10 protein-coding genes and 1 tRNA gene are annotated in these 12,219 nt (G+C 60.9%); 7 read left to right on the forward strand and 4 right to left on the reverse strand.

Annotated elements, in window-relative coordinates; all coding sequences use genetic code 11:
• Positions 1 to 97: 97 nt before the first annotated feature.
• Positions 98 to 544 carry a hypothetical protein gene (locus ACTG2G_RS04730; protein WP_021138009.1) on the reverse strand — a complete coding sequence of 149 codons (447 nt, stop codon included), beginning with the start codon at positions 542 to 544 and terminating at the stop codon, positions 98 to 100.
• 146 nt (positions 545 to 690) lie between these two features.
• The gene (locus tag ACTG2G_RS04735) at positions 691 to 879 is read right to left on the reverse strand and encodes a DUF3283 family protein (protein WP_021138010.1); all 189 of its coding nucleotides are present in this window, start codon (positions 877 to 879) and stop codon (positions 691 to 693) included.
• A 116-nt stretch (positions 880 to 995) separates the two neighbouring features.
• On the opposite strand from ACTG2G_RS04735, the gene umuD reads away from it, so the two are divergent.
• Positions 996 to 1,439, forward strand: a complete 444-nt coding sequence (umuD, locus tag ACTG2G_RS04740; RefSeq protein WP_024945037.1) for a translesion error-prone DNA polymerase V autoproteolytic subunit — start codon at positions 996 to 998, stop codon at positions 1,437 to 1,439.
• A complete protein-coding gene (gene umuC / locus ACTG2G_RS04745; protein ID WP_439985229.1) occupies positions 1,420 to 2,679 on the forward strand; it encodes a translesion error-prone DNA polymerase V subunit UmuC in 1,260 nt (419 codons plus the stop codon). Before umuD ends, umuC begins: the two co-directional genes overlap by 20 nt.
• Before the next feature lie 111 nt (positions 2,680 to 2,790).
• Here umuC and ACTG2G_RS04750 read toward each other — a convergent pair.
• Together ACTG2G_RS04750 and ACTG2G_RS04755 are read right to left on the reverse strand one after the other, a co-directional pair.
• Positions 2,791 to 2,866, reverse strand: a tRNA-Thr gene (locus ACTG2G_RS04750).
• A gap of 89 nt (positions 2,867 to 2,955) precedes the next feature.
• The gene (locus ACTG2G_RS04755) at positions 2,956 to 3,696 is read right to left on the reverse strand and encodes a phosphatase (RefSeq protein ID WP_439985230.1); all 741 of its coding nucleotides are present in this window, start codon (positions 3,694 to 3,696) and stop codon (positions 2,956 to 2,958) included.
• Positions 3,697 to 4,169: 473 nt separating this feature from the next.
• On the opposite strand from ACTG2G_RS04755, the gene ACTG2G_RS04760 reads away from it, so the two are divergent.
• The 5 genes from ACTG2G_RS04760 to ruvC all read left to right on the forward strand — a co-directional run bounded on the left by ACTG2G_RS04760 (position 4,170) and on the right by ruvC (position 12,144).
• The gene (locus ACTG2G_RS04760) at positions 4,170 to 4,823 is read left to right on the forward strand and encodes a TetR/AcrR family transcriptional regulator (RefSeq protein WP_005334507.1); all 654 of its coding nucleotides are present in this window, start codon (positions 4,170 to 4,172) and stop codon (positions 4,821 to 4,823) included.
• A gap of 48 nt (positions 4,824 to 4,871) precedes the next feature.
• Complete coding sequence (locus tag ACTG2G_RS04765) at positions 4,872 to 7,211, forward strand: acyl-CoA dehydrogenase (RefSeq protein WP_439985231.1); 2,340 nt, start codon at positions 4,872 to 4,874, stop codon at positions 7,209 to 7,211.
• A 168-nt stretch (positions 7,212 to 7,379) separates the two neighbouring features.
• The gene (locus ACTG2G_RS04770; protein WP_429204624.1) at positions 7,380 to 10,442 is read left to right on the forward strand and encodes an efflux RND transporter permease subunit; all 3,063 of its coding nucleotides are present in this window, start codon (positions 7,380 to 7,382) and stop codon (positions 10,440 to 10,442) included.
• Between the two features lie 15 nt (positions 10,443 to 10,457).
• The gene (locus ACTG2G_RS04775; protein ID WP_118853563.1) at positions 10,458 to 11,507 is read left to right on the forward strand and encodes an efflux RND transporter periplasmic adaptor subunit; all 1,050 of its coding nucleotides are present in this window, start codon (positions 10,458 to 10,460) and stop codon (positions 11,505 to 11,507) included.
• 115 nt (positions 11,508 to 11,622) lie between these two features.
• The gene (gene ruvC / locus ACTG2G_RS04780) at positions 11,623 to 12,144 is read left to right on the forward strand and encodes a crossover junction endodeoxyribonuclease RuvC (RefSeq protein WP_005334512.1); all 522 of its coding nucleotides are present in this window, start codon (positions 11,623 to 11,625) and stop codon (positions 12,142 to 12,144) included.
• Positions 12,145 to 12,219: the final 75 nt, after the last annotated feature.

Here is a 12,219-nt window from a genome sequence, read left to right on the forward strand (position 1 = left end):
CCAGAGATTGCCAACGAGTTTACCCACTTGACCCCGTGGCAACCATGGTGGATATCACATCAGTGACGGATAGGCAGATCGTTTGCTGCAAAAGCCATCATTTGCCTTCCAGCAAGGCCGGCGGTGTGCTCTCGCCACGGCATTTGAGTTGCCCCAGCGCGTTGGTTCGACAGACGGTGCCATCAGATGCACGCAACTGACCAAGTGCATCTTCACGCCATGTCACCCGTTCACCGGTTTTGGCATTGCTGCCGCGAATATTGCCCAGCGCGTCTTGCCGATAGGTAGTGCCATCGCTCCCCTTAAGATTGCCGAGCGCGTCCTTACGCCAGGTCGTTCCGGTTCCCGAGTCTTTGATGTTGCCAAGCGCATCCTCACGTAAGGTGCCCTGCTTGCCATCGTCACATTGATAGCGGGTATGGCCCAATGCATCTTTTCGATAGGTGCAGTCGGCTGCAAACACGACTTGCGGCGTTAGGCTCAGCAGCAGTGCGGCCAGCGACCACTGGCGTGTCGCTAGCCAAAAGCCGGGTTGGTGACTCATTGCATCTCTCCTCTGACGTGAACTCGATTGACTATACCGGGCCAGCCGCTCAGCTTCGATACTGAGGTTTTTAACATGTCGTGTTTTCAGGCGGATGCGTGATGGCAAGACGTCCACTGAGGCGCGTTCAGTCCAGCTTGAGATAATTAACCTCGTTTGTATTTACCCACTTGCTCAAGAAAGTAGCTGCCCAGCTCACCCTTATGCTGGCTTGCTTCGCTTTCTGCGCTGGCCAAGTGACCGTTGCGCTCTTTCCATACGGCATATGCGGCAGCCTTCTCGACCTCGACCCGTTCTTGCTGCTCTTTCGGTAGGGCACACAGATTGTGACTCATACTGACCTCTTTGTTATTTGTTGGCGCCATGGTACGCCATCAGTGGCATGCGGGACTTGCGCTGGTTCAAAGGTGGCGCGCTATAATGCCTGTATATAAACACAGGCGTTATTACCATGAAGCTGTTAACCCCAGACCCATCACCCGCCGAGGTGACCATCCCGCTGTTCTTGCACCGCGCCTCTTGCGGCTTTCCCAGCCCAGCCAGCGACTATCTGGAAGGGAAGTTGGACCTCAACACCCACTGCGTGCCGCACCCTGCAGCCACCTTCTATCTGCGTGCCGAGGGGGAGAGCATGACCGGGGTCGGCATCTTTCCCGGTGACTTGCTGGTGGTCGATAAGAGCCTCACCCCGCGCCATGGTGATGTGGTGATTGCACTACTCGATGGCGGCTTCACGGTAAAGACCTTGCAGCTCAAGCCGAGGTTGCGGCTGTTGCCAGCCAATCCGGCGTTCGCGCCTATCGACCCTTGTATGAGCCTCTCCCTGGAGTTGTTCGGAGTAGTCACCCATGTGATTGGCAATCTGAGGCAGCGTGATGGCTATAGCGCTCGTTGATGTAAACAACTTCTACGCCAGCTGTGAGCGGCTGTTTCGCCCTGAGCTGCGTGGCCGCCCGATCGTTGTGCTCTCCAACAACGATGGATGCGTGGTGTCGCGCAGCCCCGAAGCCAAGGCGATGGGTATCAAGATGGCCGGGCCCTACTTCAAGATCCGCGAGCAGTTCGAGGCGCATGGCGGTGTGGCATTCAGCTCCAACTACGCGCTCTATGGAGACATGTCTGGCAGGGTGATGAGCACGTTGGAGACAATGGCCCCCGAGCTGGAGGTCTACTCCATCGATGAAGCATTCCTGTCACTGTCGGAGTCGTTTGCCGGGGACCTGACGGCCTATGGGCAACAGATCCGGCAGCGAGTGTGGCAGTGGACCGGCCTCACGGTAGGGGTTGGGATCGGCCCCACCAAGACCCTCGCCAAGCTGGCCAACTATGCAGCCAAGAAGTGGCCTGCCACGGGCGGCGTCGTGGACTTGCGTGACGAGCTGCGCCGTGCCCGGCTGATGGCTATCACCCCGGTGGACGAGGTGTGGGGCATAGGGCGGCGCTTGGGGGCCAAGTTGGCGGCACAAGGCATCAACACCGTGGCAGACCTGGTGGCCAGTGATGCCAAAGGGTTGCGCGCCCAATACGGCGTGGTGGTCGAGCGGATCGTACAGGAGCTGCGTGGCCTGCCTTGCGCGGAGCTGACCGTTGAACCGGTGGCGAAGCAGCAGATCCTCTCGAGCCGTTCCTTTGGTGAGCGCGTGACTGACCGTGGGGAAATGGCCCAAGCGTTGTCAGGCTTTATGGCTCGCGCTGCCGAGAAGTTGCGGGCCGAGGGAATGTGTTGCCAGCGGGTGCATCTGTTCGTGCGAACCAGCCCCTTTGACGAACGAGCCCCTTACTACAGTGAGCAGGCTGGCGTCCGGCTGGTCTGCCCTAGCGATGATACCCGGTTGTTGCTGCAGCAAGTGAACGTGCTGCTAGCGCAGATTTGGCGCGACGGTTACCGTTATCAGAAGGGGGGCGTCATGCTGAGTGAGTTCACCCCCAAGGGGCAGCAACAGGCAGATCTGTTTGCCCCGTCCTCCGCTCAATCGGACGCGCTGATGGCTGTGATGGACCAGATCAAAGCCAAGGGATTGGGGCGCGTAGGCTTTGCCAGCCAAGGCACGGGGTCGCCTGAGTGGATGATGCGACAAGAGCACCTGAGCCCCTGTTACACCACCCGCTGGGAGGACCTGCCGGTGGCCAGGTAAGTGGATACAGTAATGTTCCTACCGTTTGCTAGATGTGGTACCCCACGTGGTACCCCAAGCCAAAAAGTACAAATGGCCAGCTTCGCTGAGAAGCTAACCCTTTGTTTTATATGGTGCCGATAAGGGGAATCGAACTCCTGACCTTCGCATTACGAATGCGCTGCTCTACCAACTGAGCTATACCGGCTTGTCGCCAGTCAGATTCATGAAAAATGGCAGGCGTGTCAATCGAGCCAACTCAATTTTATGAGTTGGCTCATGGTGTTAGAGCCAGATTTACAGGTCGGCAAACTCGGGGATATGGGCCCGGCCGCGGCTCTCGAGGAAATCGAGCAGGGCGCGGGGGGTGCGCACCAGGATCCGCTCCAGCGGAAAGCCCGCTTCGGTCACCAGACGGTGGCAGTGGTCAAAATCGCCAAGAGTAAATGCCACGTGGGAATCGGAGCCGAAAGTGAGATAGGCCCCCAGATCTCGCGCGGCTTCAACGATGGCGCGACAGTTGCCTTCGCTACCCGGGCGCGAGTGAATGAAGGAGGAGTTGTTGATCTCCAGCGCCACCCGATAGTCCGCCGCCGCCTTGACCACCGCCTGAATGTCGATGGGAAATGCGGGGTTGCCCGGGTGGCTGATCATATCGACCCGGCCGCTCTTGATGGCGTTGATCATCGCCTGGGTATGGGTTGCCTGATCGCAGGGAGGGAATACCTGCTCATGAAAACCCGCCATGATCATGTCGAGGCGCGACTCATAGCGCTCGGGAAAATCGATCTCCCCGTCGAGGTTTTTGATGTTGGCTTCGATACCCCGCAGGATCCCCACCCCTTCCACCACTCTTGGCAATATCGGCAAGTTGGCAAAATGCCAGACATGAGGGGCATCGGCCATCTCGGGGCCATGATCCGTGGTGGCGAACAGCTTGATCCCTTTGGCTCTGGCAACAGGCAGATAGTCGTGGATGGTGCTGTAGGCGTGGGTGCTGGCAATGGTGTGAGTGTGGGTATCGACCGGGTACTTCATCTTCTCTCCCCTCATATTTTGAAGGGGCAGCATAACAAAGTAGGGGGAATTGGGCCACGCCGGCACTTGCCACACTTTGTCACAAAATACCGAGGAACTGACATAGTCTGAGCCGGACTGACTGGCATACTGGCTCCCGTCGATACATGCCTGAACTCGCATCGACAGTTTGCCATCAGGATGATGCAAACTCACTTTCCCCACCGTCGCTCCCCGCGGCGGTTTTTTTTACCTGTTTGTTACCCTCTGCCACCGTCAACCGGGCAAAAAAATGCCCAACTAGCAAGAAGCAGGTTGGGCGAGACTTAATGTTTAATTGCAGTGGCATAGATATAGAGTCTCGCGCTGTGGAGTTAGTTCCGACCTTTTTGCGCTTTTTCACAAAAAACATTCTGCTAACACCCGTTCACAATCTCTTGACACCTCGCGTTATGAAACGTACTTTTTAAACATTCGTTTAAGTGAGGTGTCCAGTGAGTAAAATCGATACCAAAAACCGTATTCTCGACGCCGCTGAAGTGCTGTTTGCCGAGCGGGGATTTGCCGATACCTCTTTGCGTCTGATCACCAGCGAGGCCGATGTCAATCTGGCGTCGGTGAACTATCACTTCGGCTCCAAGAAGGAGCTGATCCAGGCAGTGCTCGACCGTTACCTGAGCCTGTTCATGCCCGATCTGGATGCCCGCCTGCGGGTACTGATGGAGCAGGAGCAGCTGACCCTGCTGCAACTGTTTGAAAGTTTTGTCGAACCGCTGATGAAGCTATCGGCCGTGCGGGCCAACGGCCCGGCCATCTTCATGCAGCTGCTGGGGCGCGGCTATATCGACAGCCAGGGCCACCTGCGCCGCTTTATCACCGCCCACTATGGCCCCATTTTGCAGCGGATCACCCAGGCTATCTCCAAGGCCAACCCGGCCCTCTCGCCAGCGGATCTGTTCTGGCGCCTGCACTTCACCCTGGGCACCGTCGTCTTCACCATGGCCTCTGCCGATGCGCTGCGCGACATCGCCCTGGCCGACTTTGGCCAGCAACTCGATGTCGAGGGGCTGGTACGCAACGTTATTCCTTATCTGGCGTCCGGAGTCGGGGCACCAGTGGAGTCGACCAGGCTCTCCCTGGCCGTGTAACAACCAACAATAAATCAACGGAAACAGTGAAATAGAAGGAACTTCGGTATGATCACATTGCTTGTCCTGCTGGTGCTGGCGATAGCCGTTGTGCTCGGCGTACCCTCCATCCGTAAAAAGGTGGTAACCCGTCCGGTGTTCGGCATCTTCAAAAAGATACTGCCGCCCTTGTCAGCTACCGAGCGGGAGGCCATGGAAGCCGGCTCCGTCTGGTGGGATGGCGAGTTGTTTCGCGGCAATCCCGACTGGAAAAAACTGCACGGCTACGGCAAGGCCGAGCTGACTGCAGAGGAGCAGGCCTTTATCGACAATCAGGTCGAAACCCTGCTCGCCATGGTTGACGACTTCAAGATCGTCAACGAAACCAAAGACCTGCCGGAGCCAGTGTGGGACTATCTGAAGAAGGAAGGCTTCTTCTCCCTGATCATCCCGAAATCCTACGGCGGCCGCGAGTTCTCGGCGATTGCCAACTCCACCATCGTCACCCGCATCGCGACCAAGAGCCTGAGCGTGGCGGTCACCGTCATGGTGCCGAACTCCCTTGGCCCGGGCGAGCTGCTGATGCACTACGGCACCCAAGCCCAGAAAGATTTCTGGCTGCCGGGGCTGGCCAATGGCAAAGAGGTGCCCTGCTTCGCCCTGACCGGGCCGGAAGCGGGCTCCGATGCAGGCGCCATTCCTGACAAGGGGATCGTCTGCAAAGGGATGCACAAAGGTGAAGAGGTGCTGGGTATTCGTCTCAACTGGAACAAGCGCTACATCACTCTGGCGCCGCGCGCCACCGTGCTGGGACTGGCGTTCAAACTCTATGACCCGGAAAAACTGCTGGGTGACAAGGAAGAGCTCGGCATCACCTGCGCGCTCATCCCCACCAGCCACCCGGGCGTGCGGGTGGGCGATCGCCACTACCCCATGGGTCTGGCGTTCCTGAACGGCCCGACCTTCGGCAAGGATGTGTTCATCCCGCTCGACTGGATCATCGGCGGCCCCGATTACGCCGGCCGCGGCTGGCGCATGCTGGTGGAGTGCCTCTCCGCCGGTCGCGGCATCTCGCTGCCTGCTCTGGGCACCGCTTGCGGTCACATGGCGAGCCGCACCGTGGGCGCCTACTCCTACGTGCGCAAGCAGTTCGGCATGTCCATCGGCAAGTTTGAAGGGGTGCAAGAGGCGCTGGCCCGCATCGGCGGCCTCACCTATCAGCTGGAAGGGGCTCGCCGCATGACCGCCGGTTCCCTGGACTTGGGTCAGGCGCCGGCCATCGTCACCGCGATTTCCAAGTACCACATGACCGAAATGGCGCGTCAAATCATGGATGACTCCATGGACATCCACGCCGGTCGCGCCATCCAGCTGGGCCCGAAAAACTACACCGGCTACGCCTACATGGGGATTCCGGTGGCCATCACGGTGGAAGGGGCCAACATCCTGACCCGCAACCTGATGATCTTCGGGCAAGGGGCCACCCGCTGCCACCCGTACGTCTTTGCCGAGCTGGAAGCGGCGGCTGATACCGACGTGGAGCGCGGTCTCGAGAAGTTTGACGCCCTGCTGATGAAGCACATCGCCTTCGGCGCCGGCAACTTCTTCGGTTCCCTGTTCCAGGGGCTGACCCTGGGTCAGTTCAACAGCGCGCCGGTAGCCGGTGAAACCGCTCGCTACTACAAGCAGCTCTCTCGCATGAGTAAAGGGCTGGCGCTGTGCGCCGACGTCTCCATGCTGATGCTGGGTGGCGATCTCAAGCGCAAGGAGATGATCTCTGCCCGTCTGGGTGACGTGCTGAGCCACCTCTATCTGGCCTCCGCCACCCTCAAACACTACGAGGATCAGGGCCGTATGGTCTCCGATCTGCCGTTCGTGCAGTACGCGGTGGAGCGCAACCTCTACCTGATTGGCAAAGCGTTCGAGGGCTTCTTCCAGAACTTCCCGAACAAGGTGGTGGGTGCTGTACTCAAGCGCGTGGTGTTCCCGTTCGGCGTCGGTTACAAGATGCCGGCCGACGATCGTTGCCACGCCATCTGTCTGGCCATGATGAAGCCGGGCGAGTTCCGCGACCGTCTGACGGCGCTGTGCTACGTAGGCAAGGACGAGGCGGATCCGGTCGGCCTGATGGAGCGTGCCTTCCAGGCCATGGTGGCAGTGCAGCCCTACGAGAAGAAACTGGTGCAGGCCCAGAAAGAGGGCAAACTGCCCCGCAAACTGGCGCTGCCGGAACTGGTGGAAGCTGCTCTGTCTCAGTCCATCCTGAGCAAGGACGAGGCGGACAAGCTGCTGGCCGCCGATGCCCTGCGCTACGAAGCCATTCAGGTGGACAACTTCGCCCCGGGCGAGCTGGAAGGCTTTTCCCAGCAAGCAAACAAGCAGCCAAACAAGGTCGAGCACGCCGCCTGATCCCCTTGCAAACCTGCCCCAAACCGGCCCTCGTGGCCGGTTTTTTTTGTTTGTTAACCATGCATTTACAAGCAAGGAGAATTCCAGTTAAATGCTTGAATCCCTGTTGCAGGGACTTTGGAAGCAAGGCCAGCGGAATGGCCGATAACAACAACTCAGGAAGAGTGAATGAACCTCGCCAAAACGGCGATCGAACGCCCCATCTGGGTGGCGGTCTCGATCGTGCTGATTTTCCTGCTGGGCCTGCTCAGCATCCGGGGACTGCCGATCCAGCTGTTCCCCGACATCGACCGTCCACACCTCAACATCTCGGTGAGCTGGCGTTCAGCCTCTCCCCAGGAGATGGAGTCGGAGATCACCGACCCCATCGAGCAGGAGATGCAGGGGGTGCAAGGGCTCAAGAGCCTTGTCAGCAACAGCTATCCCGGCTTTACCGAAATCGACATGGAGTTTGCCCTCGGCACCGACATGCAACGGGCCCAACTCGATGTGATTTCGCGACTGAACCGGGTCTCGGGACTGCCGGACAAGATTGGCGGCCCCTACGTCAACAACTACAGCAGCAACGATACCCTCACCTTCTTCTTCATCCAGCAGCTGCCCGGCGCCAAGGGGGTGATCGATGATCATCAGGCGTTGATCGAGGCGCGGGTCAAACCCGAGCTGGAGCGCATTGAAGGGGTCTCGACGGTCGCAGTCGAGGGGATCAACGAGCGCCAGATCCAGATCCGCTTCGACCCCTATCGCGCCGCCGAGCTGGGGGTGGAGATCCCGGTGTTGGCCAGCCGGGCCACCACCGGCTGGGACGTGTCGGCCGGTACCCTCGACATCGGGCGCTGGGAGTACAAGCTGCGCTTCGCCGGTCGTTACGATGTCGAGACGCTGGGGGACAAGGTGGTGGACTGGCGCAATGGCCTACCCATCTATCTGCGGGATGTGGCGGAGGTAAGGGTCGCACGGGAGGAGAACCCGGTGCTGCGGATCCAGAACGGCAATACCGCCATCGCCACCCAGATCTTCAAGGAGAGCGGTGCCAATGCCCTAGCCTCCCTTGAGGCGATCAAGGCTCGGGTGAACGAGCTCAACCGCGAGGTGCTGGAGCCGGTCGGGCTGCACATGGAGCAGTCGTTCGATGCCTCCCTCTACATCAATCGCGCCGTCAGCATGGTCACCGCCAACCTGGGGCTCGGGGTGCTGCTCTCCTGCGCCATCCTCTGGCTTTTTCTGCGCCAGCTCAAGGCGACCCTGATGATTGCCCTCGCCATCCCCATCAGCATCATGCTCACCTTCTGCCTGCTCAAGGTGATGGATCGCACCCTCAATATCATCTCACTGGCGGGCATCGCCTTTGCCGTCGGCATGGTGCTCGATGCCGCCATCGTGGTGCTGGAGAGCATCTACCGGCGCCACGAGCGGGGGGATTTGAGCAAGGCGGAGGCGGCGCTCGAAGGCACCCGTCAGGTGTGGACGGCGCTGGTCGCCTCCACCCTCACCACGGTTGCCATCTTCCTGCCGGTGCTGCTGCTCAACGATGTGGAGGGTCAGCTGTTTGCCGATCTGGCGCTCACCATCGCCTGCGCCGTGACAGTCTCCATGCTGGTCGCCGTCACCGTGCTGCCTGCGGTGGCGGCGCGCTGGATGGGACATGAAACGCTGACCGATCCCTATGAGTCGCTGTGGCAGCGCACTACCCGTCATGTGATCCGCTGGACCTCGACCTCACGCCAGCGCTGGACGGTCATTACCCTGATGATGAGCCTGCCAGCCCTAGCCACCTGGGCGCTGCTGCCCAAGATGGACTATCTGCCAGACGTGAAACGGGACGCGGTGGATGTCTGGATGAACTTCACCCCCGGGGTCAACCTCAAGGCCCAGCGCGAAGAGGTGATCGATACCCTGATCGCCCGCCTCGCCCCCTACATGAAGGGGGAGAAAGAGCCTGCCCTCAAGAACTACTACATCTTGCGCTACCCGGGGGGCGCCCAGATTGGCGTGCGCCCCAAGGACGAGACCCGCATCAAGGAGCTGGAGAGCCTGTTGATGAAACAGCTGCTGATAGGTATTCCCGACACCCGGGTGTTCGGCGGTCAGGGGTCGCTGTTTGGCGGCTTTGACAGCGAGAACGGCGTCTCCCTGCTGCTGCAGGGGGGCAACCTGCCCGAGCTCTATCAGGCGGCCCGTGCCAGCATGGGGATCCTCAGCAAGGACCTGCCGGGAGCACAGATCCGGCCCGAGCCGAGTCTCGACTTCACCGCCCCCGAGCTCAAACTGGTGCCGCAAGATCGGCGTCTCGCCGAAGTGGGCTGGGATCGCACGCCCCTGCCCACCATCATCCAGACCTTTGGCGACGGCTTGCGGGTCGGCGAGTATTTCGATGGCGAGGATCGGCTCGACATCATGCTGATGGGGCAGAGCTCCGCCAATCCGGACGAACTGAAGGCAGTGCCGCTGGCCACCCCCTCCGGGCGCATCGTTCCCCTTGGCGAGCTACTGCGGGTAGAGCACGACATGGGCCCAGCCAGCATCTTCCGGGCCGATGGGCGGCGCAGCATCATCCTGCAGATAGCTCCCCCGGCAGGCATGACCATGGAGCAGGTGATCGACACCCTGAAAAACCGCAGTTTTGCCGCTATCCGCCCCCTGCTGCCCGCCGGTGGCGAACTGCGCATTGCCGGCAATGCCGACAGCCTGCAACAGGCGCTCGACAATCTGGGGACCATCTTCCTGTTTGCCGTGGTGATCCTGCTGGTGCTGCTGTGGGGGGTGTTTGCCTCCCTCAAGGATGCCCTGCTGGTGCTGCTCACCCTGCCCCTTGCCTCGGTTGGCGGCGTGCTGGCGCTGCAACTGAGCGGGCTGCTGGTGCCGCTGCCGATGGACCTGCTCACCATCATCGGCTTTGTCATCCTGCTGGGACTGGTGGTCAACAACGCCATCCTGCTGGTGCATCAGACCCGCACCGCCGAGCGGGACGGCATGAGCCGTCAGCTGGCGGTGGCCGATGCCCTGCAAAGCCGGATGCGCCCCATCGCCATGACCAGTCTCACCAGCATCTTCGGCATGCTGCCGCTGATGCTGAGCCCGAGCGAGGGGAGCGAAATTTACCGCGGGCTCGCCACCGTCATTGTTGGCGGCATGAGCTGCAGCACTCTGTTTACCCTGATCCTGTTGCCTGCCTTCCTGCGTCTCGGGGAGCAGGTGGCGATCCCACAACCCCTGCGCCAGCGGGCCTGAGCAAGGAGCTCATCGATGACACACATGATTACCCGAATGTTGGCTGGCGCTGTGCTGATTGCAGGCAGTGCGCTACCGGTATTGGCCGATCAGGGCAAGATGGTGACCCTGGCGGATGTGACCCAAGGGGATGCGGCCGCCAATATCTGGGTCAGCGGCACGGTGGCGAGTCGCCAGCAGGCGGCGCTCAGCGCCGAAGTGAGCGGCCGGGTTGAGTGGATCGCCGAATTTGGCAGCCGGGTCAAAAAAGGGGACGAGCTGCTGCGCCTCGACAGCGCAGCACTGCGCCTCTCGCTGGAGCAGGCCCGCGCCGAGCAGGCGAAATGGCAGAGCAACTTGCGCTTCGCTCGCGCCGAATCCCAGCGGATCACCCGGCTGCACCAGCAAAAGAGCGCCTCCCAGAGCCAGTACGACAAGGCCAGCTACGATGTGGAGCAGGCCGCGCTGGCCGAGCGACTGGCCGCCATACAGGTGAACCAGATTGAAGAACAGCTGCGACGCAGCCACATCTATGCCCCGTTCGACGGGGTGGTGAACAACCACTTCATCCAGCCCGGCGAGCATGTGGACGCGGGCGAGCAGGCGCTGGAGCTGGTCAACCCGGATCAGCCGGATATCCGCCTGCAGGCCCCCATTCTCTGGGCCCAGCAGCTGGCGCCGCAAACCCGGCTGCGGGTGGAGGGGGAGCAGCTGAGTGGTCACGGCGTCTATTACCAGCGGGCCGCCAGCGCCGATCCCAAATCGCGCCTCATCGAGCTGCGCCTCAAACCGGAAGCGGGCACCTTCATCATCGGCTCGCCAGTACGGGTTGCCCTGCCACTGGGGGATCAGCAGAGCATGCTGCTGCCCCGGGACGCCCTGGTGCTCGGCACCGATGGCAGCGTGGTCTATCAGGTGGCGCGAAGCGGCAAGTCGCTCAAGGTTAATCGGGTGCCGGTCACCGTGCTGTTTGGCGACAGCCAGCAGGTGGCGGTGAGCGGCGCCCTCAAGCAGGGGGATCGGGTGGTGGTGCGTGGCGCAGGCAGCCTGCAGGATGGCGACACCATAGCGCTGTTCAAGGGCTAACCACGCTCGACGCAGGCTGGCCAATCTTTGCCCGCTTGACCCGGGACATACAGCCAAACGGGCCACAGTTTGCTATCTTGGCGGCCATCACTCGCGTTTAGAGCAATCAACACCCATGAGCATTATTTTGGGCATCGATCCGGGATCGCGGATCACCGGATACGGGGTTATTCGGGTCGTGGGCGGCAAGGCTGAATACCTTGGCTCTGGCTGCATCCGCACCGATTGCGGCGAGCTGCCGGAGCGCCTCAAGCAGGTTTATGACGGGGTATGCGAGATCATCACCCAGTTCAAACCCACCGAGTTTGCTATCGAGCGGGTCTTTATGGCCCGCAACGCCGACTCGGCCCTGAAACTGGGGCAGGCCCGGGGCAGTGCCATCGTCGCCGCGGTCAACGCCTATCTGCCGGTGAGCGAATACTCCGCTACCCAGATCAAGCAGGCAGTGGTCGGCACTGGCGGTGCCGCCAAGGAGCAGGTGCAGCATATGGTGACCCATCTGCTGAAACTCTCCGCCACCCCGCAGGCGGACGCAGCAGATGCCCTCGGCGTCGCGCTCTGCCACCTGCACACCCGCCAGAGCCTGATCAAGATGGCCGGCCGCGCCAGCAGCTCGGTACGTGGCCGCTATCGCTGAGCCCTTATGTCGCCCACGGCTCGTCACAGTATCACCAAATAAAAAACCGCCCCGGAACTCCGGGGCGGTTTTTTA

The sequence above is a fragment of the Aeromonas sp. 55A genome (assembly GCF_051919665.1).
GTDB classification, from domain to species: domain Bacteria; phylum Pseudomonadota; class Gammaproteobacteria; order Enterobacterales; family Aeromonadaceae; genus Aeromonas; species Aeromonas veronii.